This is a genomic window from Myxococcus sp. AB025B, assembly GCF_006518215.1.
GTDB classification, from domain to species: Bacteria; Myxococcota; Myxococcia; order Myxococcales; family Myxococcaceae; genus Myxococcus; species Myxococcus fulvus.
This window is the reverse complement of sequence record NZ_SRLW01000003.1, coordinates 64,300-90,465: the sequence shown is the minus strand read 5'-3', so window position 1 is coordinate 90,465 and position 26,166 is coordinate 64,300. Positions and strand designations below refer to the sequence as shown.

The following is a 26,166-nucleotide window of genomic DNA, read 5'->3' as shown; positions in this document are numbered from 1 at the left end:
GGGCCCGGTGGAGCCCACGCCGGAGACGCCCACCGAGCCCACGCCGAACGTCGCGGACTCGGACCCGATGACGCACATCGCGTACCTGGCCTCGGACGAGCTGCAGGGGCGTGACAGCCCGTCGCCGGGGCTCGACGCGGCGTCGGCCTACGTGCAGGCCCACGTCGAGAAGTACGGCCTCGTCGGCCCCAACGTGAACAGCCCCGAGAACCCGTACCAGCAGCGCTTCGACGTGTACTCGTTCCTGGGCAACCCGGGCGAGAACCACGTGCACGGCGGCGAGGGGCACAAGGCGCACAAGGAGTTCGGCCACAAGCTCTTCGAGGAGGGCTTCTACCTGGAGGAGGGCATGCCCCAGGAGACGCTGGCCATGCTCAACAAGAAGTACGAGAGCGCGATGAAGGCCGAGGGCCAGCCGCTCGCGCCGGCGCGCGACGGCGGCCTGCGCAGTGTCGAGGAGCTGCGCTCGCTGGCGACGGAGTCCGGGCAGGCGGTCAACACCATGGCGCTCCTGCCGGGCTCGGGCCCCCACAAGGACGAGGTCATCGTGGTGATGGCCCACCTGGACCACGTGGGCACGGATCGTCGGGGCAACGTCCACAACGGCGCGGACGACAACGCGTCCGGCAGCGCGGTGCTGATGGCGGCGGTGCCGGAGCTGGCCGAGGCCGCCAAGCGCGGCGAGCTGGACCGCTCCGTGCTGTTCATCTGGACGGGCGCCGAGGAGAAGGGCCTGGTCGGCTCGCAGTACTTCGTGGACCACCCGATTCCGGGCCTGGGCACCGAGCAGATCACCGGCGTCATCAACGTGGACATGGTGGGCCGCTGGGATGACCAGCGCCTGTCCGTCGTCGACACGGACCGCCGCGGGCAGGCGAACTACTTCCGCGACGTGGTGGAGCAGGCCAACGCGCAGCTGCCGGACCCGTTCGACCGCATCAACCGCGACATCAACATGTACCGGGACCGTCAGGACGGCGCCGTCTTCGGCCGCAAGGGCGAGGACGTGCTCTTCCTCTTCGAGGGCCTGTCCAACCCGAAGGGCGGCGGCGACCTCATCCCCGAGTACCACGAGCCCGAGGACGACATCGACCTCATCCTCCGCGACAACGGTGGCGAGAAGCCCCGTCGCGTGAAGGACCTGATGGTCAACGTCATCGAGCTCGCCGCGAACCGCACGACCGAGGAGTAGCCCTCCTTGCCTCGTCCCGGAGGGCATCGTCGCTGACGCCCTCTGCACGGTGGCGCACTCGCCCAGTGGTGCTCCGGAAGGCGTCGTCGCTGACGCCCTCCGCACGGTGGCGCACTCGCCCAGTGGTGCTCCGGAAGGCGTCGTCGCTGACGCCCTCCGCCCGGTAGTGCGCTCGCCAGTGGTGCTCCGGAAGGCGTCGTCGCTGACGCCCTCGCCCGGTCGCGCGCTCGCCAGGTGTGGCCCAGGAAGGCGTCGTCGCTGACGCCCTCGCGCGGTGGCGCGCTCGCCAGGTGTAGCCCCGGAAGGCGTCCTCGCTGACGCCCTCCGCCCGGTAGTGCGCTCGCCCGGTGTTGCGCCGGAATGCGTCGTCGCTGCGGGTCCACGACCCTGGCGCTCACCCCACCGGGCTTCGCGCCCGACGCCCCGGCCCACACCCACTGGGGCTTGTCCCGGGGCCTCGCCCCGTCGAGACTCGACACCATGCCCGCCGCCACGCCCTCGCCGCGCTCCTGGTTCGCCTACTCCGTCGACCTGTCCCCGGTGACGGCGCGTGAGCGCCTGCCGGGGCTGCCGGCCCTGCCCGCGCTGCCGGAAGGAGAGCGGGTCGAGGCCCTGGACGTGGACGTCGTCTACGACGTGCCCTCGCTGGCCTGGGGCGGCAAGGTGGCCCGGCTGGTGGATGCCCCGGGCAAGAAGCTCCCCGGCGTGCTGCGCCGGCTCTCCCCGGAGGCGTGGGACGCGGTGAGCCGGCTGGAATCGGTGATCGCCGAGGCCTCCACCTCCCGCCCCGTCAAGGTGCGCACCGCCACCGGCGCGCTGCTCTCCGCCCACGCCTTCACGCCCCCGCCCAGGGCCACCCCTTCCCCCCAGGGCCCCATCAGCGAGGCCTTCCTCGTCACGCTGGCCCTGGCCGCCGAGCGCGCGGGGCTCGCCGCCGACTACGTCGAGCGCCTCCAGGCCGAGGCGCAGATCGTCGGCACGCTCCAGCAGGCGAAGGCGGACGCACGGACCGTCCAGGCGTCCCAGGGCAAGAAGCCGTAGTCACGACTTCGTGACAGAAATGTGGGGCCATGACGCAACCGGGCGCCGCGTCAGGCCGACGATAGAGGTGCCGGGCCTCACTCCGCGCCAGCCCCTGGTCGGCCCAAGGAAGTCACCGCCATGACGACGCTGCGACCCACTTCTCGTGCCAGCACCCCGTCGCCCTCGGTGTCCACCGAGTCCGCGCCCGTCAATGGCCTCAAGCCCCAGGACACCAGCGCCTGGGCTCGCTCCAGCGCCCGCGAGGTCTCCATCACCGAGCTGCAGACCAGGTTCGGCTGGACGGACCAGAGCTGGGAGGCGGGCCTGCTGAAGGCGGCGGACCAGGCGGGCACCAAGACGCGCGGGGGCAACGGCAAGGTCTCCGCGGCCGAAATCCAGGCCTACCTCACCGCGCCCACCGACGGCCGCTACCTCACCTCCACCGCGCTCCAGCAGGGCCGCGCCGCGCTCGACGCGAAGCTCACCGAGGCCGGCGGCTCCGTGAAGGTGGATGCCTTCGACCCGAAGTGGCAGGACGGGCTCGCCAAGCGCGCCGACCTGCTGGGCGGCAACGGCGACGGCAAGGTCAGCCAGGAAGAGCTCGCGGCCTACATCCAGAAGTCCAAGGCCAACCAGGTGGACGGCACGAAGTGGGTGCCCGACCAGCAGATGGCCGCCTTCCAGAGCCGCGTCGCGGAGGCCGCCGGCGAGGTGGACCCGCTCCGCCCCCAGGGGGGCGCGGGCAAGGGCCTGGAGATGGTGAAGCAGTACTCGCGGCTGATGCTGGACGAGGGCAAGAACCTGCCCACCTTCGTCAGCCACATGCTCTCCGCCGCGGACATCCACGAGACGCCCGTGGAGGTGAACCGCAACAAGAGCACCTTCGTGCGCGACCCGTCGCTGCCGCTCACGGGCATCACGGACTCGGACTACAACAACACCGGCTTCGACCGCGGGCACATGAAGCCCGCGGAGGATTCGCCCACGCAGGAGGCGATGAACGAAAGCCACCAGATGACCAACATCGCGCCCCAGTACGGCAACCACAACCAGCAGGTGTGGCGCACGCTGGAGAAGGCCATCCACGGCCTGGTGGAGGAGACGGGCGGCAAGGCCTACATCGTGACGGGCAACCTGTTCCTGGACGACAAGGGCAAGCCCCTGCCGAAGGACCAGGTGGAGACCACGGGCGCGAAGGACCGGAAGATCGCCGTCCCCACGCACAACTTCAAGACGGTGCTGCTGGAGCTGCCCAACGGCAACCTGACGATGTTCGCGTACATGGTGCCGAACCTGAAGGACGGCCCCTCGAAGAAGGAGGCCATCGTCCCGCTGCTGGAGGACGCGCGCGTGCCGGTGGACCGCATCGAGCAACTGCTCGGTCAGGACCTGTACGCCCAGCTCCCCAAGGACATCCAGAACCAGCTGGAGAAGGACTCGAAGGCCCCCGGCGCGTTCCAGCTCGAGGGCAGCAAGTACGAGTCCATGACGCTGCTGACGCGGCGCTGAGCCTCCAGCACCCGCTCACTGCGCGGGCAGCGAGAGGTAGTGCTGGCCCAGCTCGTTGAGCACGCCGTTGGGGCCCAGCAGGCTCGCGAAGCACGGGTCATTCGTCCAGCGGCCGGTGAACCAGGCGTAGCGGAACACGTCCGCGCGCCGCTCGCACACGGCGACCATCTCCGTCATCTGCGCCTTCTGCTTCGCCACCGAATCGATCTGCGCGCCGTCCCGCTGCTGGTGGCAGTTGGCGAACTCGGTGACCCAGAACGGCTTGCCGTACTTCGTCAGCCGGTTGAGCTGCCCGTCGAGCCCGTAGTCGTACCAGTGGAACGCCAGGTAATCGATGCGCGGCTCCCGGTTGCCGTTCTCCGCGCGATATGCGGCGTAGAAGGCATCCAGCCACACCACCGGGTCCGAGTAGCCGGCGAGCGTCCCCCAGTTCATCCCCGGGCCCACCAGCTTCACGCCGGTGTTGGTGGCGACGCTCTCATAGCGGGGCCACAGCCGCGCGGCGGCCTGCGGCGACATGTTGGCCTGGTCCGTCAGGTTGGGCTCGTTGAGCAGGAGCAGGTACTGGATGTGGGGATTGGCGCGCAGCATCTGCTCGATGCGCGCGGCGTCGAAGTTCCCGTTCCACAGCATGGGGATGAAATCCATCCCGTAGCGGGTGCGGAAGTCGGTGGGCACGTTGGCGTGCGGCTGGGGGCTCCAGTTGTACCACCAGCTCACCCCCGAGGAGACCGCGGCCAGGTCCTCGGGCGTGGCCAGGTCGAAGGCGAGGCCGCGCTTGACGCTCTTGGTGAGCGGCGGCTGGGTGCCCGCGTCCGTCTCCGTGGAGGGCCGGCCCGGCTTGATGGGGTCGGCCGGGTCGCAGCCCAGCAGCAGGACGAACGCGATGCAGAACGGCGCGAGCCAGCGTCTCATGAACCGTCACCTCCGCCCGTCAGGGCGCTTGGGGACGGTCATCCTAGTGTGAGGAACGGCGCGGTGCGGCTCGTCGATGAACGGGCGAGCTTCGCGGGAGGGCCCGCCGCGACGATGCTCCCACCCTCGTCTCCCGCCCCCGGGCCCATGTCGATGACCCAGTCGCTGGCGGAGACGACGCGCATGTCGTGCTCCACCAGGATGACGGTGTTGCCCGCGTCGACCAGGCCCTCCAACTGTGTCATCAGCTTGTCCACGTCCGCGGGGTGCAGGCCCGTGGTGGGCTCGTCCAGGACGTAGAGCGTGTGCCCTCGCTGCGGCCGCTGCAGCTCGGTGGCCAGCTTGATGCGCTGGGCCTCGCCGCCGGACAGCTCCGTGGCCGGCTGTCCCAGGCGCAGGTACCCCAGGCCCACCTCGCGCAGCACGCCGAGCGCGCGGGCCACGTGGGGCTCCTCGGTGAAGAAGGCGTGCGCCGCGTCCACCGTCATGCCCAGCACCTCGGCGATGTTCTTGCCGCGGTAGCGGATCTCCAAGGTCTTCGCGTTGTAGCGGGCGCCATGGCAGGTGGGGCAGGGCGCATAGACGCTGGGCAGGAACAACAGCTCCACGCTCACGAATCCCTCGCCCTCGCACGTCTCGCAGCGGCCCTTGGCCACGTTGAAGGAGAAGCGGCCCGCGTCGTACTTGCGCGAGCGCGCGGCGGGCGTGGCGGCGAAGAGCTTGCGGACGTGGTCGAACAGGCCCGTGTACGTGGCCAGGTTGGAGCGCGGCGTGCGCCCGATGGGCTTCTGGTCCACGCGCACCATCCGGTGCAGCCCCTCCATCCCCTCGACGATGCGGCCGCCCGTGGTCTTCACCTCGGAGCGCTCCAGGGGCTCGCCCTCCTCGTCCTCCTCGGGCGGCGCGTGGCCCAGGTGCGTGGCGACCAGCTCCACCAGCACCTGGCTCACCAGGCTCGACTTGCCGGAGCCGGAGATGCCCGTCACCGTGGTGAAGACACCCAGCGGGAAGTCCACGTCCAGCCCGTGCAGGTTGTTGCGCGACACGTCCTTCAGTCGCAGCCAGCCCTTGGGCTCGCGAGGCGCGTGCGTGCGCGCGGTCTGCTCGCCGAAGAGGTAGCGCCGCGTCTGGGAGCCCTGCACGTGCTGGAGCCCGTCCAGCGGGCCGCTGTAGAGGATTTCGCCGCCCTTCTCGCCGGCGGCGGGGCCCACGTCCACCACCCAGTCCGCGTGACGGATGACGTCCACCTCGTGCTCCACCACGAACAGCGAGTTGCCCGAGCCCTTGAGCGCATCGAGCGCGCGCAGCAGGGCCTGGGTGTCCGCCGGATGCAGGCCCGCGGAGGGCTCGTCCAGCACGTACACCACGCCGAACAGGTTGGAGCGCACCTGGGTGGCCAGCCGCAGCCGCTGGAGCTCTCCTGGAGAGAGCGTGGGCGTGGCGCGCTCCAGGGAGAGGTAGCCCAGCCCCAGCTCCATCAGGACGTGCAGGCGCTCCACCAGGTCCTTCGCGATGCGCTCGGTGACGAGCGCCTTCTCCGGGTGCTCGCGGGTGAGCTTCTTCAGGCCCGGCGCGGTGCCATCGACGAAGGGGCGCAGGAGCGTGTCGACGCGCTTGAGCGGCAGGCGGGACAGCTCGCCGTAGTCCAGGCCCGCGAAGGTGACGGAGAGGGACTCGGGACGCAGCCGCTTGCCGTGGCAGACGCGGCACTCGCCGCTCTCCATGTACTGGGACACGCGCTTCTTGATGAGCGGGCTCTGCGTCGTGGCGAAGGCCTGGAGCACGTAGCGTCGCGCGCTGCTGAAGGTCCCCATGTAGCTGGGGGGCGACTTGCGCTTGAGGGCCTGGCGCGTCTCGGCCGGCGTGAAGCCCGCGTAGACGGGGACGGTGGGCTGCTCGTCCGTGAAGAGAATCCAGTCGCGGTCCTTCTTGGGCAGCTCGCGCCAGGGGCGGTCCACGTCGTAGCCGAGCGTCACCAGGATGTCGCGCAGGTTCTGCCCGTGCCACGCGGGAGGCCAGCCGGCGATGGCCCGCTCGCGGATGGTGAGCGAGTCGTCGGGGACGAGCGAGCGCTCCGTGACTTCGTACACGCGGCCCAGGCCATGGCAGTTCGGACAGGCGCCCGCGGGCGTGTTGGGGGAGAACGCGTCCGAGTCCAGGTGGGGCTGGCCCGCCGGGTACGTGCCGGCGCGCGAGTACAGGAGGCGCAGCGAGTTCGACAGGGTCGTCACGCTGCCCACGGACGAGCGCGTCGTCGGCGCGCCCCGGTGTTGCTGGAGGGCCACCGCGGGCGGGAGGCCCTCGATGGCGTCCACCTCCGGGATGCCCGCCTGGTCGATGAGCCGGCGGGCGTACGGGGCCACGGACTCGAAGTAGCGTCGCTGGGCTTCCGCGTAGAGCGTGCCGAAGGCGAGCGAGGACTTGCCCGAGCCGGAGACGCCGGTGAAGACCACCAGGGCGTCGCGGGGCAGTTCCACGTCCACGTTCTTGAGGTTGTGCTCCCGGGCGCCACGGACGCGGACGAAGCCTGTCGGGCGGTCGCTGGGCGTGCCTGCATGGGAGGGACGGCGGGGTCGGCTCATGAAGTGGGCTCCTGCCGGGGGTCCTACCGAATCTGGTGTCGGGAGGGAGCAACGAACAGCGGGGGAGCGACGAAGCCTCGTGAGATGGCCCCGGGTGCGTGAGGCTCACCGGAGACGGGCGGCCCTGCGAGCGGGTTGTCAGACGGGGCGGTCCAGGTGGGCCACACCTCAGGCGGTGCATGAGGCCCGTTGGACGGGTGCCCCCCGAGGGGGCACCAGACGGAGGCGAAGCCCCCGAGTGGTGGCTCGGAGCGAAGCATCTCCTGAGGTGTTGCTCGTGGGGACTCGCGTCTGGGCCCGGCTCGCCTTCCTGCCGTCTTCGGAGTCGCGAGACGCTTCTCCTGGAGTGTGGGTCGTTTCATCCGTGGGACGCGAGCGGGGCTCAGCCCCGCGGAGAAAGACGCCACGTTCGAAGGCCCTGGGCCTCCGTGGTATTTTTCGGTGGCGTGGACCCCGGTTCATCCTTCGTGCGCGAGGTCTGAATGCGCGAGGCCCTGGCTCCGTCGACTCGCGGCTTTGATGACAGGAGTGCTTGGAATGCATGGGGCTGACTCCGAGCCGTTCGATGCGGTGTTGCGGTCCGCTGGCGAGCTGTCCGCCGCACGGCTTCGCGAATCACCAGGAGCCTGGGAGGCCGTGGCGCGCGCTGTCTCCGAGGCCACGGCCCTCGGTGTTGCCGCCCCGGAGTCGCGTTCCTTCGCGCGACATCTCGGTGCGCTGCTCTCGCGCGCCGCGGACCCGATGCTCACGCTGGAGCGACTGCACAGCCGGGACCTCGCGCTCGCGCTCGCGTGCGCGGAGGGCGTGCCCGCGGCCCGTGCGCTGCTGGAGCAGGAGGTCTTCCGCGAGCTGCACGTCCCCTTGTCGCGCATCCATCCCTCGCCCGTGTTCGTGGATGAGGTGCTTCAGGTGCTGCGCGCCAACCTCCTGATGCCTCGCCCGGATGCGCCTTCCCGGCTGCTCGGCTACGCGGGCTCGGGACCGTTGCTGCACTGGGTGAGCATCTCCGCGGTGCGCCTCGCGCTGCGGATGCGCAAGGCGCTCGGAGACGAACCGCTGGTCGATGCCGAGGTGCTCGCCGCGCATCCCGCGCCTGGAGGCCTGGAGCTGGGCTTCGTCCGCGAGGAGGCCCGAGGGCACGTGCGCGCGGCCTTCGTCCGGGCGGTGGCGTCGCTGGATGACGAGGACCGCGAGCTGCTGCGCCTGCACTTCGTCGAGCGGTTGTCACTCGAGCGAATGGGCGCGTTGTTCGGCCTGCACAAGTCCACGCTCTCCCGCCGGCTCTCCGCGGTGCAGTCCCTGTTGGAGAAGCGCACGCGACGCGCGCTCACCGAGCGCCTGTCGCTGCCCGAGCCGGAGGTGGACAGCCTGATGCGCGCCATCCAAGGCCGGTTGGATTTGAGCCTCTCGGGCCTGCTGGAGGCGAGGCCGTGAGCTGTCCCGACGAGAACACGCTCTCCGATTACGCGAGGGGTGAGCTGGACCCCGAGCGCACGACGAGCGTCCGCGAGCATGTCGCGGGGTGCTCGGAGTGTCGGAGCGTGCTCGCCGCGCTGAGTGGCCTGGGGACGCCTCCGCCGTCGGTCGGAACGGGCACGCGCGTGGGGCGCTACGTGGTGCTGGGGCTCCTGGGGGAGGGAGGCATGGGCCGCGTCCATGCGGCCTACGACCCGGAGCTGGACCGCAAGGTGGCGCTCAAGCTGCTGAACCTCACGAGGCTCGGGGAGGGCTCTCTCGGTCAGGCACGTCAGCGACTGGAGCGAGAGGCCCGCACGATGGCCCGGCTGTCGCACCCCCACGTGGCCCACCTGCACGACGTCGGTGAGTTCCAGGGCCAGCTCTTCCTGGTGATGGAGCTGGTCGAGGGCGGCACGCTGCGCCAGTGGCTCGCGGGGAAGACGCGCACGCGCCGGGAGATTCTCGAGCGCTTCGTCCAGGCCGCCGATGGGCTCGCGGCCACGCATGCGCTGGGCATCACCCACCGCGACTTCAAGCCCGACAACGTCCTGCTCACGCGTGACGCGCAGGTGCGCATCACCGACTTCGGTCTGTCCAACGCGGCGGCGCAGGAGTCCTCTCGGGCGGAAGGCCCCGCCGTCACCGGCGGCGAGGCGCTCACCCTCACGGGCGTGTTCCTGGGGACCCCCGGGTATGCCTCGCCGGAGCAGCTCCGCGGCGAGCGCGGGGATGCGCGCTCGGACCAGTTCTCCTTCTGCGTCGCGCTCTACGAGGCGCTCAACGGACAGCGCCCCTTCGAGGGCAACACGCGCGACGAGCTGCTGGCGTCCATGCGGCGCATGGAGGTGCGTCCCGAGAAACGCAGGCTGCCCTCGTGGCTCGTGGCCGTGGTCCGACGAGGGCTCTCGGTGGACCCGGCGCGACGCTTCGAGTCCATGGAGGTCCTCCGTGCACACCTCTCGCGCGAGGTCGGCGCCTGGAAGCGCAGCGCCGCCGTGGCCGTGCTCGCGGGTGGACTGGTGGGCCTGGGGTTCCTCGTGTTGGGGCCGTCCTCGAAGGACTCCAGCGAGGTCTGTCATGGCAGCGAGCGGCACCTCGTGGGCGTCTGGGACGTGCCCGTGCGCGAGTCGGTGTATCAGGCCTTCCTGCGGACGGGGGACGCCTCGGCGGAGGCCTCGTTCCAGGCCGTGGCCTCTTCGCTGGACCGGTGGACCCGCGACTGGACGCACGCGCATCAATCCGCGTGCGAGGCGACGCGGGTCTTCGGCGAGCAGTCCGAGGCGGCGCTGGGATTGCGGATGACGTGTCTGGACCAGCGCCTGGACGAGCTGTCGCGCTTGACGGTGGCGCTCCAGGGCGCGGACGCGCGGACGGTGGAGCGAGGCTTCGGGCTCGGGACGTCGCTTGGCGGCGTGGTCCACTGCGCGGACGTGCGCACGTTGCAGGAGGCGGTCTCCCTTCCGCAGGACCCGAAGGCTCGCGCGGAGGTGGACGCGGTACGTGTGGAGCTGGCGCGCGCGAACGCGGAGCTGCTCGCGGGCCACACGCCCGAGGCGCTCAAGATTGCACTGCCTGCGCGGGAGCGCGCGCTCGCGACGCGTCACCGGCCGCTCGAAGCGGAGGCACATCAACTCTGTGCGTTCCTGCAGGAGGACGCGGGGGCGTTCGACGAGGCCCGCAAGTCCCTGGCCCAGGGCTCGCTGGCGGCCGAGGCGGGGCGACACCTGGGCGTGCTCGGGCGGGTGCTCAAGTCCCAGGCGTGGTTGCACGGGTACAGCCTGGGGCGCACGCAAGAGGCCTGGCCCTACTTCCATCGCGCGAGGGCCGTGGCGGAGTCACTGAGGGACGCCGAACTGGATGCGCTGCTGGACCACGTGCAGGCGGAGCTGCTGGAGCAGGAGGGGCGCTTCGCGGAGGCCGAGCCGCTGCTGCGCGCCTCGCTGGAGGCCGCCAGCGCGAAGGGGCGGACGCATGCGCACGCGGAGTTGAGCGGACGGCTGGGCATGCTCGCCCGGAAGCAGGGGCGCTTCATGGAGGCGAGGCACTGGCAGCAGGAGTCGGTGCGGCTCCACGAGGCGTACTTCGGACCGACGCACCGGGACACCGGACGTGCCCTGGTGAACCTGGGCGGGACGCTGGCGATGCTGGGGGAGCTGGCCCTGGCCGAGGCCGTCCTCCACCGCGCGCTCGACATCCTCCGTCACACGTTGGGGGATGCGAACCTCTCGGTGGCCCGGGCCTGGTCGAACCTGGCGCTCGTCCATTTCGAGTGGGGGCACGGCGCCCAGGCACGCGAGGCCGCGGAGGAGAGCTGGTCGGTGGCACGGAAGAGCGTGGCCGCCGACAGCCCGGTGTTGATGGGCCTGGCGTCGAACCGGCTCGGGGTCCTGGGCGAGCAGGGCGAGCGCGCGTGGGAGCTCACCCACGCGCGAGGCGTCCTGGCGCACCGGGAGCAGGTCTACGGTGTCGCGCATCCGGAGGTGGCCCTGGACCTCCACGAGGTGGGCCGGCTGCTGCGGCTGTTGGGGCGCCAGGAGGAAGCGCGAGGTGTCCATGCGAGAGGTGTCGCGCTCCAGCAGCCGCTCGTCGCGAAGGGCGAGGTGGACGCAACGGGGCTGCGAGCCCTCGCGGACGCGCTCCTCTTCCTGGGGCAGGTGGACGAGGCGAAGCGTCACGTGGAGCAGGCACTCGTGGGCATGGAGAAGGACCTGGGGCCTTCGTCATCCGAGCGCATCGAGGCGCTGCTCCTCCTGGGAGACGTCCAGCTCGCGCGAGGCCAGCCCGCGGCGGCACTCCCTCCGCTGCGCACGGCGCTGGCATCGCTCACGCAACGCCAGGTGGTCTCCGCGCGAGTGCCCAGGGTGCGTCGTCGCCTGGCGCGGGCGCTGCGGCTGACGGGCGCGGTGGAGGAGGGCTGCGAGCAGGCGAGGCGCGCGTGGGAGGAGCTGGGCGCCTGGAGCAAGGCCTACGCCCTGGAGACGCGCGAGGCGCGGGCCGAACTGGGACTCTGTCGAGAGTAGCGGTCGCGCTCCGAAGAACACCAGGTCGAGTCCCATGGGGCGGTCGACCGCCTTCGTGAGCGACGCGGCAGATTCTTCCGCGCCAGTGCGTCGCGAGCCTCGAACGGAGCCGAGGCCCACCACCTCAGTCGAGCAGCTGCATCAGGTCCGCGCGGGTGATGGCGGCGCCGCCACCGGAGGCGCCTCCCAGCGCGGACTCGAAGAGCGCGCGCTTCTTGTCCTGGAGCGTGAGGATCTTCTCCTCCACCGTCCCCTGGGACACCAGCCGGTACACCATGACGGGCCGCTGCTGGCCGATGCGATGTGCGCGGTCCGCGGCCTGGTTCTCCACGGAGGGGTTCCACCACGGGTCCACCAGGAACACGTGGTCCGCCGCCGTGAGGTTCAAGCCCGTGGCGCCCGCCTTGAGGGAGATGAGCATCACCGGCGGGCCCTTCGGGTCCTGGAAGGACTCCGCCACCGCTCCTCGGTTCGACGTGCCGCCGTCCAGGCGGATGAAGCCGATGTCCGCCTCCCGCAGCGCCGGCTCGATGAGGTCCAGCATCGACGTCCACTGCGAGAAGACGAGCGCCTTGTGCCCGTCCTCCACCGCCGTGGCGAGCGCCTCCACCAGCGCCTGCACCTTCGACGACGACTTCGCGTGCTGACCCGGGACGAGCGCCGGATGACACGCGGCCTGCCGCAAGCGCAAGAGCGCCTCCAGCGCCTTGAGCACGCTGCCGCCGGCCTCCAGCTGCGACACCACCTCTTCCCGAGTGGCCGAGTACACCGCGTCATAGACGGCGCGCTCGTGCTCGCTCAGGGTGACGTGGCGGACGGACTCGGTGCGCGGCGGCAGCTCCGGCGCCACGTCCCGCTTGAGCCTGCGCAGCACGAAGGGCCGGATACGCGCCCGAAGCCGCTCGGCCGCGCCCTTGAGGTTGTCCGAGACGGGCCGCGCCCAGCGCTCCTCGAAGTCCTTGCGCCCTCCGAGCAGGCCCCGGTTGGTGAAGTGCATCAGGCTCCACAGCTCCTCGAGCCGGTTCTCGATGGGCGTGCCGCTGAGCGCGAGCCGGAAGTTCGACTCCAGCTCGTACGCCGCGCGCGCCACCTGGCTGTCGGGGTTCTTGATGGCCTGCGCCTCGTCGAGCACCACCATGTCCCACGTCTTCGCGCCCAGCACCTCCGCGTCCAGCCGCAGCAGCGCATACGTGGTGAGCGTCACGTCGGCCGTCTCGTCCAGGGAGCGGCCGGGGCCGTGGTACACGGACACCTTCAGCGATGGCCGGAAGCGCCGCACCTCCGCGTGCCAGTTGGGCAGCACGCTGGTGGGCGCCACGACGAGCGTGCCCTTCCCAATCATGCAGAGGGTCTGCAGCGTCTTGCCCAGACCCATGTCGTCCGCGAGCACGCCGCCCAGTCCCGCCTGCCGCAGGAAGGTGAGCCAGCTCACGCCGTGCAATTGGTACGGGCGCAGCTTCGCGGTGAGGTCCTGGGGAAGGTGGGGCTCGGGCAGCTTCTCGAAGCCCTTCACCAGCGGCGCCAGCTTCTCCAGGCCGGGCGGGGGCGGGTGCTCCAGCGCCTCGCACAGGTCCGTGAGCTGGGGGATGGCGTGGTTGGCGATGCGGCCATTCGAGTCGCGCGCCGCCAGCAGGTCCGTCACGCGCTGCCCATGCGACTTCAGCCACTGGGTGGGCAGGGGCGCCCAGCCTCCGCCCTCCAGCGGCACCAGGCCCAGGCCCTCTTCGTAGGCCTTCATCACCGCGGCCGCGTCCACCCTGCGCGGCGCGTCCGGGCCCGCGCCCTCCACCTCGAAGTTGAACGAGACGCCGACGCTCGGCGCGCCCACCTCCGTGGTGCCCGTCTGCACGCCGAGCACGGGCTTGAGCTTCACGTCCGGGCTGACGAAGCGCGCCGCGTCGCCGGTGAGCCCGCCGCGCCAGCGCCGCAGCTTGTCGGCGAGCTGCACGGCCTCCTTGCCCTGCACCGCCACGCGCCGGCCGGGGACCATGTTCAACTCGTCGCGCAGGCCGTGGATGAGCTTCTGCTCGGCGCCCTCGTCGCGCACGGGCACCGCGCCGCTCAGGTACACCATGCGCCCGTTGTCGATGCGCACCGTGGGCGGCGAGCCGTACACGAGCGTGGGCAACACCGAGAGCCCACCCTCGAGCGGGTCCAGCTCCAGGGAGATGCGCGGCTTGAGCGTGCGGTCGATGGCCGGCAGCCGCTTGCTCTTCACGTCCACGGGCAGGCGCCTGGCCAGCTCCGGCAGCACCTTGCCGGTGAGCTCGCCCATCTGGTCCGGCGAGAAGGCGCGCTCCTGCGGCAGCTTCTCCAAGCGCGAGCCGGAGAGGGACTGCTCGCCGAGCCGGAACAGCACGCCGCCGCCCACCGCGATGCCGGGGCTGATGACCTCGTTGACGCGCGGGTCCCTGTCCACCTTCATCACGGTCTGCTCGCCCCGGTCCTCCACCGTGACGCGGGGCAGGAGCAGCTCGCTGGAGACGGACATCAACATCCCGTCGAAGAGGATGGTGCGCGCGGGCTCCAGCGCTCGCAGCAGCGCATCCAGTCGCTCCGGCGGGAGCGCGCCCCGCGTGGGTCTGGCGAGCAGCGCGTCCACCACGCGGTCGCACGGCTCCACCTGGATGCGCGCGGCCTCCACGGGGTTCGTCAGCAGCGAGGACAGGCTGCGCGCCAGCAACCGCGCGGTGTTGTCCGGACGGACCACCAGCCGCTCCAACTGGAGGCCCCCGTCCACGCGCTTGAAGCGGTACACCAGCCGCTCCGGCTTGGCCGTCGTTCCAGGACGCGCGCCGGGCGCTGTGGCCGTCGTGGGGCGAGAGGGCGCCGGGGGCCGCGCGGACGCGGCGGGACGCGCCGCAGCCGCGGCACGGGGCGGAGCGCCCTTCTGCGCGGTGTGGTGGAGGAAGAGGGCGGCGGCGACCACGTGCTCGCACGGGTCATGCTTCCCCCGGCAGTCGCACTCCCAGATTTCGTCCTCGGGATAGAGGACCGTCGTCACGGGGGCGGGGCGGCCGGTGGCGCGCACGCGCAGCACCGTCTCCTCCTCGCCGACGGACTGCACCGAGACGGCGCCGGCGCGGGCCAGGCCCATGCCGGCGGACCAGGTCTCCGGGCGCGCTTCCTCCTGGATGGTTTCGAGCAGGTCGGCGGTCGCGGACATACGGGGACCGCCTCCCTAGCGCCGCGGCGGACCCGGCGCAATCCTCGCCTGCGCCGGGTCCGTGGGAGACGCGCCTACGGGTAGGTGTCCAGGTACGCGCGGTGGCTGCTGGAGAACTCGAAGTTCGTGAACTGGTCCCAGTTGATGGACCAGGTCATCAGGCCCTTGAAGCCGGGGTAGCCCGCGGGATTCCTCAACACGTAGGTGCCGCCGAAGGACTGGCCCTTGAGCAGGTAGTCGAGCGCCTTGTGCACGTTGGCCGGCGTGGTGTATCCGCCGCCCGCCGCCTGCGGTGACGACGGCAGGCCGATGAGCACCTGGTCCGCGCGCAGCCCCGGGAACATCGCGCTGGTGTTGCCGCCCACGGGGAAGCCTTGAATCATCATCTCCACCATGGCCACGTGGAAGTCCGGCGTGCCCTGCGCGTAGGCCCGGCCGTCGAGCGCCATGACGGTGCCGGTGTTGTAGTGCTGCACGTGCAGGTACGTCAGCCTGTCGCGCAGCGCGTGGATGACGGGCAGGTACGCGCCCCAGGGGCCGCCGTACGCGGACATGCCGCCCTGCACGTAGGCCGTCTCGGGCGCCATGGTGAGGATGAAGCCCGTGCCGTTCTGGTTGAGCAGCTGGCGCGTGGCCTGGATGATGTTGACGATGCGCGGCGTCGTCGGGTTGCGGAAGTCGGTGTCCCCGCCGTTGAGCGACAGCGAGCTGCCCTCCAGGTCCAGGTCCAACCCGTCGAAGCCGTACGTGGTGATGAGGTTCTGCATCGTGGTGACGAAGTTCTGCCGCGCGGTGGCGTCGTCCAGGTGCACCGTGCCGTTCGCCCCGCCGATGGAGATGAGCACCTTGCGTCCCTGGCTCTTGAGCAGCGCGATGTCCGCCTTGAAGTCCGCGACGCTCGAGTTGTACGGCGTGAAGGCCATGTTGCCGGAGCCCGCGCCGCCCACGGGCTCGGCGAAGGCGACCTGGATGACGTTGAACTTCGCGGAGATGTCGCGCAGGCGGATGTTCGTCGAGCCGTTGTCGAAGTTGTGCCAGTAGCCCACGATGAGCTTGTTGCCCGTGGGCTGCGTGCCCGTCGTCGTCGCGGACACGCTGTTGCTCGCGGCCGAGCGGTTGCCCGCCGCATCGCGCGCCTTCGCGGTGAAGGTGTAGGTCGTGTTCGCGTTGAGGCCCGTCACCGTGACGCTGGTGGCGCCCGTGGTGGTGGCCGAGGCGCTGCCGCCGCCGTTGACGAAGACCTCGTAGCCGGTGACGGCCACGTTGTCCGTGGACGCGCTCCAGCTCAGCGACACGCTGCTGTTGCTCACGCCGGTGGAGCGCAGGCTGCCGGGTGTGGACGGCGGCACGGTGTCGACCGGGGGGCGCGGAGAGGTCGTCACGCTGTGCGCGCTGCTCGCGGCCGAGCGGTTGCCCGCGGCGTCCCGGGCCTTCACGGTGAAGGTGTACGTGGTGTTCTCCGAGAGGCCCGTCACCGTGACGCTGGTGGCGCCCGACGTGGTGGCCGACGCGGCCGTGCCTCCGTTGACGAAGACCTCGTAGCCGGTGACGCCCACGTTGTCCGTGGACGCGCCCCAGGACAGCGACACGCTCTCATGTGTCTTCGCCGTGGACGTGAGCGAAGGTGGGGCCGAGGGCGCCTGGGTGTCCGGCGGTGGATTCCCCGTACGCTCCAGCCAGAGGGCGGGAACGTTCGGCGGCTCCCAGCCGACGAGCGACGTGTGGGACTGCCGGCAGTCGTAGCCCTTGCCGGAATAGGAGACGATGTCGCCCACCGTGTACGCCGTGTTGGGTGCCCATGCGCCCCGGTCCGCCGCCAGCACGTGCGCGGGGAGCAGGAGGCACAGCAGGGTGGAGAGGGCCACGAAGGCGGTGAGGCCCGCCCGGTGGAGGAGACCTGGAAGCTGCATGGCATCTGCCTTTCAGCTGGGGGAAGAGGCGCCCGGAGGCACCCCCTGCCAGAGAGAGGTGGATCCCATTTTTCGGGTCAAACCTCGATTCCGGCTTCCGGCGACCCTCGCGCCGCCCCGCCCATGCCAAGGCCCATTTCCGTCCCTATTTTCGGAAGAAGGTCCGAAGAGGCGAGTCATTCCAGGGGGTTGGCGGCGGTCCTCAAAATAAATCGAGGCCGTGTCGATCTCCCGCGCGCCGGTTCGACGAAGCAATGAAGCCGGAGCGCAACCGGCGCGGAACCTCGGAACGAAAAGGAGCACGCAATGCGATTCATGGTGATTGTGAAGGCGGACAAGAACTCGGAAGCCGGAGTGATGCCGGACGAGAAGCTGATGACCGAGATGGGGAAGTACAACGAGGAGCTGGTGAAGGCCGGGGTGCTGCTCGCCGGCGAGGGGCTCCACCCCAGCTCGAAGGGCGTGCGCGTTCGCTTCAACGGCACCTCACGCACGGTGATTGACGGACCCTTCGCGGAGACGAAGGAGCTGGTGGCCGGCTTCTGGCTCTTCCAGGTGAAGTCCAAGGAGGAGGCCATCGAGTGGGTGAAGCGCTGCCCGAACCCGATGCTGGGCGAGTCCGAGATCGAAATCCGCCAGGTCTTCGAGATGGAGGACTTCGGCGAGGCGATGACGCCGGAGCTGCGGGCCCAGGAAGAGCGGTTGCGTGAGGCGACCGCCAAGAATTGAGCGCCTCGCCCCACCACCACACCCCAAGGCACGGGGCCCCGGGAACCTCGCGGGCCCGTGCAAGTCTTTTTGTCGCCCGCACGGCCATTTGACGATGGCTGTGTTTCAGTGTGTCTGGATTGTCCATGAGGCCATGTATGGCCATGGACGAGCGAACGCTCGCTTGAGAGCGCATGCGTGGGTCCACCCGCATGCCCCTCGCGGGCGCGTCCCGCATTGCGGGAAGAAACCCGGGTAGCGTCAATTCATTCCCATGCACGGACACCACGAACGTCCGTCCATGGTTGTCATTGTTTCACGCTCCGTGGGTCCGGACACGCAATGTCAGACCCCTCATGCACAACGCACGTGTCTCCTTCATCCATGCGTTGTCAGAATCGTGAGGGTTCAGCATGTCTCCGTCATCCCCGCAGGGCATTCCTTCTTCCGCTCAGGTCCTGGAGCGGATTCGTCAGTGCGCGGCGTCCGTCACGCGGTATCCGCTCGACATCCTCACGGCGGAGGCCTCGCTCGAGGACGAGCTGGGCATCGACTCGGTGAAGCTCGCGGAGATCGCCGCCGTCGTGGCGCGCGAGTTCAACCTCTCCGCGGACCGGCTGCCCAGGGGCGCGAAGGCGCGCACGCTCGGGGCCATCGCGGAGGGCGTCGCCTCGCTGCTCGCGGAGTCCGCGCCCGTCGTGGCGCCTCCCGTCGCGGTGGAGGCAACGCCCAGGGCGTCGGTCGCGGCGCGCGTCCAGGCGGCCGCCACGCCGCGGCCCGTGGAGGGCGCGGCGATGGACCTGGAGTCGAAGGTCCGCGCCGTGTTCGCGCGGGTGACGCGCTATCCGGAGGAGCTGCTGACGCCCGACGCCGACCTGGAGGACGAGCTGGGCATCGACTCCGTCAAGCAGGCGGAGGTGGTGGCCGTGCTCATCAAGGAGCTCGGCTGGGAGGTGACGCCCAAGCCGTCCCAGCGCCTGCGCACCCTCTCCGCCATCTGCGAGGCCATCCGCTCCCAGCAGGGCGCGGCGACCGTGACGAGCCCTCCCGTGGAGCAGGCGCCCGTTCGGGCCGCGCCGCCGTCCAGGGGCCAGCCGCCGCTGCCGTTCGAGGGCAAGGTCGCGCTCGTCACGGGCTCGGGGAAGGGCATCGGCAAGGTCATCGCCATGCGCCTGGCCAGCGCGGGGGCCACGGTGGTGGTCAACTCGTTCCACTCGCGTGATGACGGGGAGCGGACCGCGCAGGAGATCCTCGCGGCGGGTGGCAAGGCGCTGCACCTGTGGGGCTCCGTCGCGCACGAGGAGCACCTGGAGCGGCTGTTCTCCGCCATCGGCGAGCAGCTCGGCGGGCTGGACTTCCTGGTGTGCAACGCGTCCAACGGGCTCATCGGGCCGTTCGACCGGATCTCTCCCCGGGACTGGGACAAGGCGTTCCGCACCTGCGTCACCGGGACGTACGAGTGCGCCATGCGGGCCCGTCCGCTGATGGCGCGGCGCGGAGGCGGGTCCATCGTCACGATGTCGACGTCCATGTCCCAGCGGTACATGCACGACCTGGGGTGCCAGGGCGTGGTGAAGGCCGCCGTCGAATCGCTCACCCGGTATCTGGCGGCGGAGCTGGCCCCCGAGGGCATCCGCACCAACTGCGTGTCCGCGGGCCCCGTGCACGGCGAGCTGCTGGGGATGTTCCCGGATGCGCCCGGGCGGGTGGCGCGCTGGGAGGCCGCGACGCCAGGGGGACAGCTCTGCACGGCGGACGACGTGGCGGACGTGACGGAGCTCTTGCTGGGCTCCAGGACGCAGCGGGTGAACGGCGCGGTCTGGGTCGTGGACGGTGGGCTCTCCGGAACGGTGGATGGCCTGCTGCCCTCGCGGCCCGCGCGAACCCTCGGACACGATGACCGGGCGCGGCTCGCCCTGGACGCCTGAACCCTTTCGCTCGGGAGACCTGCCATGGGTTACTTCGCCGTCCCGTACGTCATCCACTTCGATGACACGATGGCCTACGGGAGCCATCACTTCCTCACCAACTTCAAGTTCCAGTGCGCGGGCCGTGAGCACCTGCTCTTCAGCCCGCACTTCTTCGAGGTGCCCCAGTTCCGGCGCGACTTCGACCGGGTGCTCCTGCTCACCTACGAGGGGTACTCGCGCAACCTCTCGCCCGCGAACCTGGGGGACAGGCTGGTGGTGCTGACCACGTTCGAGGAGCGGGGTGAGGTCGGCGTGCGCTTCTGCTTCCGGACGCTCAAGCGGGATGGGACGCCCGTGGCGTGCGGCTACCAGACGGTGCTCTGCGCGGACAGGACCACCGGCGCCCTGTGCGCCTTCCCGGACTCGTTCCGTCCCTGCTTCGAGTCCCTGTCGAACATGTTCGAGCCTGTGTCCGGGCAGAGCTTCCGCGAGCGCGTGCTCAAGGGCGGCTCCGCCATCCAGGAGCTGTTCTCCGAGCCGGTGCGTGCGCTGGCCCGGCGTCTGCTGGAGGACCCGGCCTCGCTGGGGACCTCCAGGCTGGTCGACGTCGATGCCCCGGTGGCGAGCGCTCCGGTCGCGGTGGAGCCGGCGCGGAGCCCCACGCTCCAGTTGCCGACGGGGGCCACGGCGTTCCTCTTCGCGGGGCAGGGGTCGTTCGAGCCGGAGTTGTTCGCGCGGCTCAAGTCCCTGCAGCCCGAGCTCCGCGACGAACTCATGGCCGTGGTGGAGGTGGCCCGAGGACACGGGTTCGACGTGCGCCCGCTGGTGGACGCGCGGGACGCGGCCGAGGTGCGTCACGCACTGGAGCAGGCGCCGCAGCTCGACCAGCTCGGCATCTTCCTGTCCGGCGTGCTCGGCGCGCGGTGGTTGATGCGCGAGGGCACGACGCCGGACGTCTTCGTCGGGCACAGCTTCGGGGAGATTGCCGCGATGACGGCGGCGGGGGCGATGGACCTGCGCTCCGGCGCGGAGGTCGTGTGCCTGCGGGTTCGCGCGCTCGAGGTGGTGCCGGAGGACCTGGGGACACTCGCCGCCGTGGCGCTGGGAGAGGCGGACACGGCGCGGGCGCTGGTCGAGAGCGGAGTCACGGGGGTGACGGTGGCGGGGCGCAACCACGCGAAGCAGACCGTGGTGGCGGGGGCCCGTTGGGAGCTGGAGCGGCTCCGAGCCCACCTGGAGCAGCGAGGGCAGGGCTTCACCTTCGTGTCGAGCCGTTATCCCTTCCATCATCCTGGACTCCGGCCGGCGGCGGAGGCGTTTCGCGTCGCCCTGTCGCGGGTCGAGATGAAGACGCCGCGGGGGCTCATCTACTCGCCCATCGAGCGGCGGGTGTACGCGGGGGCTCCGGGCGAGCTGGCGGAGGCGCTGGCGGCGCACCTGCTCAAGCCGTTCGACTTCCTCGGCGCGGTGGAGCGGCTGTCGAGCGCGGGGTGCACGCGCTTCCTGGACTGCGGCACGGACGGACGGCTGGCGCGCATCGTCCAGCGCATCCCGGTTCCGACGGGGACGCTGGACGTGCGCGCCATCTCCGCGCTGCTGCCGCCTCGCACGGAGCCGGTGGCGTCGGCTCCCGTGAAGAGCGAGCCGCCGAAGGGGGATGCGACCATTGCCATCGTGTCGCTCGGCTGCATGTTGCCGGGAGGTGCGAAGGACCCCGAGTCCTTCTGGCGCAACATCCGGCAGGGCATCAGTGGAATCGTGGACCCTGGGGTCCGCGAGCCATCGCTGGTGACGGACTTCATCGGGCCGGTGGGCACGCCGGACCGGGCCTACACGTTGCTCACGGGGGCCGTGCGTGACGAGGACCTGGTGGCGCCGGAGGGGACGGACCCGGAGCGCTTCCGGCGTTATGTCCGCGAGCAGAAGCTGCTGGCCATCGCGCTGGCCCAGTCGATGGAGGGCCTCGGGGCGCATGCTCCGGAGCGCATCCAGTGTCTGCTCGGCTCCACGGCGGAGGGCTCCTCCGAGTACGACGCCGCGCTGAGTCTGGAGGCGGGCGAGGCGCTGCTGCGCGCGAAGGGGATGCATGGCGCGGACGTGGCCCTGCTGTCCCGGGCCGCGCGTGAGGTGATGGGCGTCGAGGCCCGCTCGTCGGAGCTGGCACCGCATCCCACGCTCCAGGCGGTGGTGACGGACGTGGTGGGGCGCGGTGTCTCCACGGTGCTGCTGGATGCGGCCTGCGCGTCCTCGCTCTACGCCATCGCGTTGGGGATGAAGACGCTCCAGCGAGGAGCGGCGGACCTGGTGCTGGCGGGAGGAGTGTTCTCTCCGGGGCCGGGCAACAACTGCCTCTTCTCGCAGTTCAACGGGCTGTCGGCGACGGGGAGCAGGCCGTTCGACGCGAGCGCGGATGGCGTCATCTTCGGTGAGGGCGCGGGGGTGGTGGGGCTGATGCGCCTGTCGGATGCACTCGCGCGGGGCCTGCCTGTTCGCGCTGTCATCCGAGGCACGGGGTTGTCGAGCGATGGCCGCAGCAGCTCCGCGAATGTCCCTCGCGTGGAGGGACAGGTGGCGGCGATGACCGCCTGTTATGCGGCGGCGGAGGTGGACCCGGCTTCCATCCAGTACCTGGAGGCGCACGGCACCGCGACGCCCGCGGGAGACGCCACCGAGCTGAAGTCGATCGGCCGGGTCTTCGCGGGCAAGCGCGCGGGCATCCAACTGGCGAGCGTGAAGGCGCTCATCGGACACGTGGGCTGGGCGGCCGGCGCCGCGTCGGTCATCAAGCTGTGCAAGGCGCTGGAGCACCGGTTGTTCCCGAGGCAGGCGAACTTCGAGCGGCCTGGCGACGCGCTGCGCGCGCTCGGCGCGGACTTCGAGGTGAGTCAGCGTGAGCAGCCCTGGCCGGAGAACGGGGCGAATCCCCGGCGGGCCGCGACGAACGGGTTCGGCTTTGGAGGGACGAACGCGCACCTGGTGCTGGAGGAGTACCGGGGCGATGTGTCGCCCGTGTCGACGCGGTCCGGGCCGATGAGCGAGCTGGTGGTCGTGGCCGCGGAGGGCGTGTACCCGGATGCGCGAGGGACGCCGCGAGTGGGCGTGCCGTCGGAGGTGGGGACACGCTTCGAGGTCGGAGCGTTCCGTCTGCCTTCCTCGTTGAGGTTGTTGCCGGACATCGCCGAGGACATGGACCTGACGCAGGGGCTCGCGCTCACGGCGGCGAGCGCGCTCGTGGAGAAGCTGGGGGGCTTCGACGTGCTGCGCTCGGGAACGGCCATCGTGCTGGGGCTCGAGGGAAAGACGCGCAGGGGCGTGGAGGCCATCCAGCGGGTGCTGGCCGCGTCGACGCGGCGTGGGCTTCGCGAGCTCGTCCTGGGCACTCCGGAGCGCGCGGCGCTGCTCCCGTTGGCGGAGGCGCTGCATGACACGGTGCTGGGGAGTGTGCGGCCGTCGGGGCCCTACACGCTCCAGGGGATGATGGCGAACGTCACGCCAGGGCGGGTGGCGGGCGCGCTGGACACCAAGGGCCCCAACTTCGTCATCGACGCGGGAGCGGCCTCGTTGGCGGAGGCGCTGAAGGCCGCGAGGGACGTGCTCGAGACAGGCTTCGAGCTGGTCCTCGTCGGGAGCGCGAACGTGCTCCGGCCGGGCGCGGTGGACGCGGCGAGTTCATCGGAAGGGCTGATGTTGCTGGCGGTCACCACCGCCGAGAAGGCCGCACAGCGAGGGCTGAAGGTGATGTGCGGCTTGCGCCTGTCCTCCGCGGAGCCCGCCCGTGAGGAGGCGGTGACGCGACTGTCAGCGCATTCGGCGAGCGAGGGGCTCGCGGTGCTGCGCGCGGTGCAGGCCGCGAGCGAGGGACGCGCGGGGACGCTGTGCTTCCACCCGGACGCGGCGAAGGGCACGCGTCTGTCGGTGGAGCTCATCCCGACGCAGGCGCGTGTCACGGGAGCGCGAGCTCATGTCATGGAGACCCCGCGCATCGAGGGCGCTCAGCACGAGGCGGTGACCTCGACAGCGAGGACCTCGCACCCAGCCGCCGCGATGTCGACCTCCCAAATGGGCGAGACGGTAGCGACGGCTCAAGCCGTGAGCACGAGAGTGGATGCGTCCGCGTCACCAGGACGTACGGACAGGGCCTCTGTGGCCGTGCTCGAGTCGGTCTCGAGGCCTCCATCCGAGAAAGCGGTTGGCACGGGAGTCGATACCCCGGCGTCGACGGAACCGCGGCCTGCGCCCGGCATGAAGAAAGGTCTCTCCGGGGGAGACCTTTCCGCGCCCCAGGCAGAGGCGAGTGGCTTCGACCTCAGTGCGTCCATCGGCTACCACGCCCCTGTGCTCGTCGAGCATCCAGCGCGAGTGACGCGGACCTCGGTGCTCACGGGGCGACGGGTCCTGTTCATCGCGGGAGACGAAGCCCTGGCACATGAGCTGGAGGCGCAGGCGCGCCGGCTCGGTGGGTCGGACCACCTCATCCTCTTCGCGGGCCCCACGACGAGCACGAAGGGGAGGGTGCGCTGCATCGACCTGTCGAGCGAGGAGACCGCCGAGGCGGGACTGGAGGCCCTCGGCTTCGAGCCCCAGCTCATCCTCGCCGTCACGCGTGTCCACGGTGGCGACGCGCCCCAGGTCGTCGAGCAGACCGCCCTGCGCCACGAGGCGCTCGAGCTGCTGTTCCTCACGGCCCGTCGCTCCTACGAGAAGCTCGTCGCCGGAGAAGTCGAGCTGGCGAGTCTCTGCGTGGGCGGGCTGGGACCCCGGCGTGTCCTGCATCCCGTGACGGGGCTGTTCGCGGGGATGCTCAAGTCCATCGCGAGGGAGGTCCCGGCCAGGAACGTCCGGGCCATCTCGACCACCAGCACCCTGCTGCCCGCGTCCCTGGACCAGGCGCTCCTCGAGCTGGGCTCGGAGGAGGACGAAGGCCCGTCGGTCGAGGTCTGCTTCGACGACGGGACACGCTGCGTGCGCAGGCTGCGTCCCACCTCGGCACCGTCCTCGGGGCCGGCCCTGCTCGACTCGAGCTCCGTGGTCCTGCTGACAGGCGGCGGCCGTGGCGTCACGGCGGTGCTCGCGGGCGCGCTGTTGAAGCGCTACGGCTGCACGGTGGTCCTCCTGGGCCGGAGCGACCCGGAGGTGGCGCCCGAGAGAATCCTCGTCGCGACGGACGAGCAACTCCCCGCGCTGGAGCGGGAGTTCTACGCCCACGAGCTGGCCACGAAGTGGGGCGTCCGGATGCCGGAGCTGCGCGCGCGCTTCGAGCGTCACCTGGCCGCCCGCGAGCTGCGCTCCACGCTCATGGGGCTCGCCCGGCTGCCAGGGCGGACCGTCTATCGCGTCGCGGACGTCACCCGTCCCCAGGACGTGGCGAAGGTCATGGACGAGCTCGTCCGCGAGTTCGGCCGACTGGACCTCGTGGTCCACGGCGCGGGCACGCAGACGTCCAAGAAGCTCAACCGTCGCCGGCTCGCGGAGCTGCGAACGAACCTGGACACCAAGCTGCTCGGGCTGCATCACCTGCACGAGGCCTGCGCCAGTCGCTTCGGACGCACGGTGCCCTTCCACGTGCTCACGTCGGCCTTCAGCTTCATCGGCAATGACGGACAGGCGGACTACGGCGCGGCGAACGAGGCGCTGGACCGGCTCTGCGCCTGGGTGGACGACGTCAACCCAAGCGCGCACTGGTGCAGCGTGGGGTGGCTCGCCTGGGATGGCATCGGGATGACCCGAGGCTCCGAGTACCGGGTGCTCGGCGCCAGCCGCAAGCTCCGAGGCATCCGCGCCGAGGAGGGCGAGGCCCTGTTCCTCCAGCTCGTGGACGGCCAGCCGCGCGAGGCCATCAACGTGCAGCTCACCCAGAACGAGCGCGAGTTCTACGGCCTGCGACTCCTCCCCGAACGCTCCGCGGGGCCCACCGCGCCGCGACCCGTCGTCCGCGAAGTGCGGGTCGACGCCGCGAGCGTGCCGTGCCTGGAGGACCACCTGGTGCGTGGCACACCCACGCTCCCGGGGGCCTGGGCGTTGGACCTGATGCTCCGGGCCGCGGTGGGAGACCGGCTGCCGGAGCTGAACACCGTCACCATCGAGGACGTCCGCTTCTCACGCTTCATCCGCGTGCGGCCCGGCGGCCACCAGGCCCTGCGCGCCGAGTGCACGCCGCTGGTCGATGAACCCGGGGCGCACGGCGTGCGGGTGCGGCTGTTGGGGGACATCGTCCACGCCTCCGGCGTGGTACTCGAGCGTGACCTCGTCTACGCGGAGGCTCGCTTCACGCTGACCCGGCAGCCGCCCCAGGGCGCGCCGGGACTCGACGCGGCGGCGCCCTCGGGGCGAGGCCTCCTGGTCGAGGACCCTCATTGCGCCCCGGGCGGTCCCATCGAGCTGCGCAAGATGTTCGACTGCCTGGAGGACATCCGCCTGGAGCCCGCGGCGCGCTTCGCGAAGCTCGGCCTGCCGACGCGGCGGGAGGAGGCGGGGGCCACCGTGCCCGCGCTCGTCCTGGACGCGGCGCTGCGCTTGGGCGCGATGCACGTGCACGGCGTGTCGAACGACGTCTTCGCGCCCATCCAGTTCCAGCGCGCGACGTTCGACCGGGAGCTGGTGGACGGGCGGAGCCGCGCGCCGCTCCAGCTCTCCCTCAAGGCCCTGCGCCCGCGGCTGGAAGGCGACGTCCTCCAGTGCGGCACCGTCGCGGCGGTCGATGAAGCGGGGCGCCTGCGGATGCTGCTCGAGGGCGGCCTCGCGCGCCCCATGGCCTGAAACCCTTTCCACGGAAT

General features: G+C 71.0%; 12 protein-coding genes. 8 read left to right on the top strand and 4 right to left on the bottom strand.

Annotation, left to right across the window (positions count from 1 at the left end):
• From FL311_RS01145 to FL311_RS01135, 3 genes are all read left to right on the top strand, one after another.
• Positions 1-1,192, top strand: a 1,192-nt coding sequence (locus FL311_RS01145) for a M28 family metallopeptidase (protein ID WP_141322941.1), incomplete at its 5' end; no start/stop codon positions are given.
• A gap of 480 nt (positions 1,193-1,672) precedes the next feature.
• Positions 1,673-2,233 carry a gamma-glutamylcyclotransferase gene (locus FL311_RS01140; protein ID WP_141322940.1) on the top strand — a complete coding sequence of 187 codons (561 nt, stop codon included), beginning with the start codon at positions 1,673-1,675 and terminating at the stop codon, positions 2,231-2,233.
• 120 nt (positions 2,234-2,353) lie between these two features.
• On the top strand, positions 2,354-3,724 hold the full coding sequence (locus FL311_RS01135; protein WP_141322939.1) for a DNA/RNA non-specific endonuclease: 1,371 nt from the start codon (positions 2,354-2,356) through the stop codon (positions 3,722-3,724).
• A gap of 15 nt (positions 3,725-3,739) precedes the next feature.
• Here the strand turns inward: FL311_RS01135 and FL311_RS01130 are convergent, their stop codons facing one another.
• Together FL311_RS01130 and uvrA are read right to left on the bottom strand one after the other, a co-directional pair.
• Entirely contained in the window at positions 3,740-4,639 is a 900-nt protein-coding gene (locus FL311_RS01130) for a glycoside hydrolase family protein (RefSeq protein ID WP_141322938.1), read from the bottom strand.
• 38 nt (positions 4,640-4,677) lie between these two features.
• Positions 4,678-7,221 carry an excinuclease ABC subunit UvrA gene (gene uvrA / locus FL311_RS01125; RefSeq protein WP_141322937.1) on the bottom strand — a complete coding sequence of 848 codons (2,544 nt, stop codon included), beginning with the start codon at positions 7,219-7,221 and terminating at the stop codon, positions 4,678-4,680.
• A gap of 636 nt (positions 7,222-7,857) precedes the next feature.
• On the opposite strand from uvrA, the gene FL311_RS01120 reads away from it, so the two are divergent.
• Positions 7,858-8,655, top strand: coding sequence for a transcriptional regulator (locus FL311_RS01120; RefSeq protein ID WP_228556607.1), 798 nt, complete (start codon positions 7,858-7,860; stop codon positions 8,653-8,655).
• A complete protein-coding gene (locus FL311_RS01115; RefSeq protein WP_141322935.1) occupies positions 8,652-11,699 on the top strand; it encodes a tetratricopeptide repeat protein in 3,048 nt (1,015 codons plus the stop codon). Before FL311_RS01120 ends, FL311_RS01115 begins: the two co-directional genes overlap by 4 nt.
• Positions 11,700-11,823: 124 nt before the next feature.
• Here FL311_RS01115 and FL311_RS01110 read toward each other — a convergent pair whose 3' ends face one another.
• Both FL311_RS01110 and FL311_RS01105 read right to left on the bottom strand, forming a co-directional pair.
• Positions 11,824-14,865 carry a DEAD/DEAH box helicase gene (locus FL311_RS01110; RefSeq protein WP_141322934.1) on the bottom strand — a complete coding sequence of 1,014 codons (3,042 nt, stop codon included), beginning with the start codon at positions 14,863-14,865 and terminating at the stop codon, positions 11,824-11,826.
• A 74-nt stretch (positions 14,866-14,939) separates the two neighbouring features.
• A complete protein-coding gene (locus FL311_RS01105; protein ID WP_141322933.1) occupies positions 14,940-16,775 on the bottom strand; it encodes a glycosyl hydrolase family 18 protein in 1,836 nt (611 codons plus the stop codon).
• 306 nt (positions 16,776-17,081) lie between these two features.
• Between FL311_RS01105 and FL311_RS01100 the strand changes: the two genes are divergently transcribed.
• From FL311_RS01100 to FL311_RS01090, 3 genes are all read left to right on the top strand, one after another.
• Positions 17,082-17,504 (top strand): YciI family protein, encoded by a 423-nt coding sequence (locus FL311_RS01100; RefSeq protein ID WP_141322932.1) that lies wholly within the window; start codon positions 17,082-17,084, stop codon positions 17,502-17,504.
• 392 nt (positions 17,505-17,896) lie between these two features.
• Entirely contained in the window at positions 17,897-19,411 is a 1,515-nt protein-coding gene (locus FL311_RS01095) for an SDR family oxidoreductase (protein WP_141322931.1), read from the top strand.
• 24 nt (positions 19,412-19,435) lie between these two features.
• Complete coding sequence (locus FL311_RS01090; RefSeq protein WP_141322930.1) at positions 19,436-26,149, top strand: type I polyketide synthase; 6,714 nt, start codon at positions 19,436-19,438, stop codon at positions 26,147-26,149.
• Positions 26,150-26,166 lie beyond the last annotated feature (17 nt).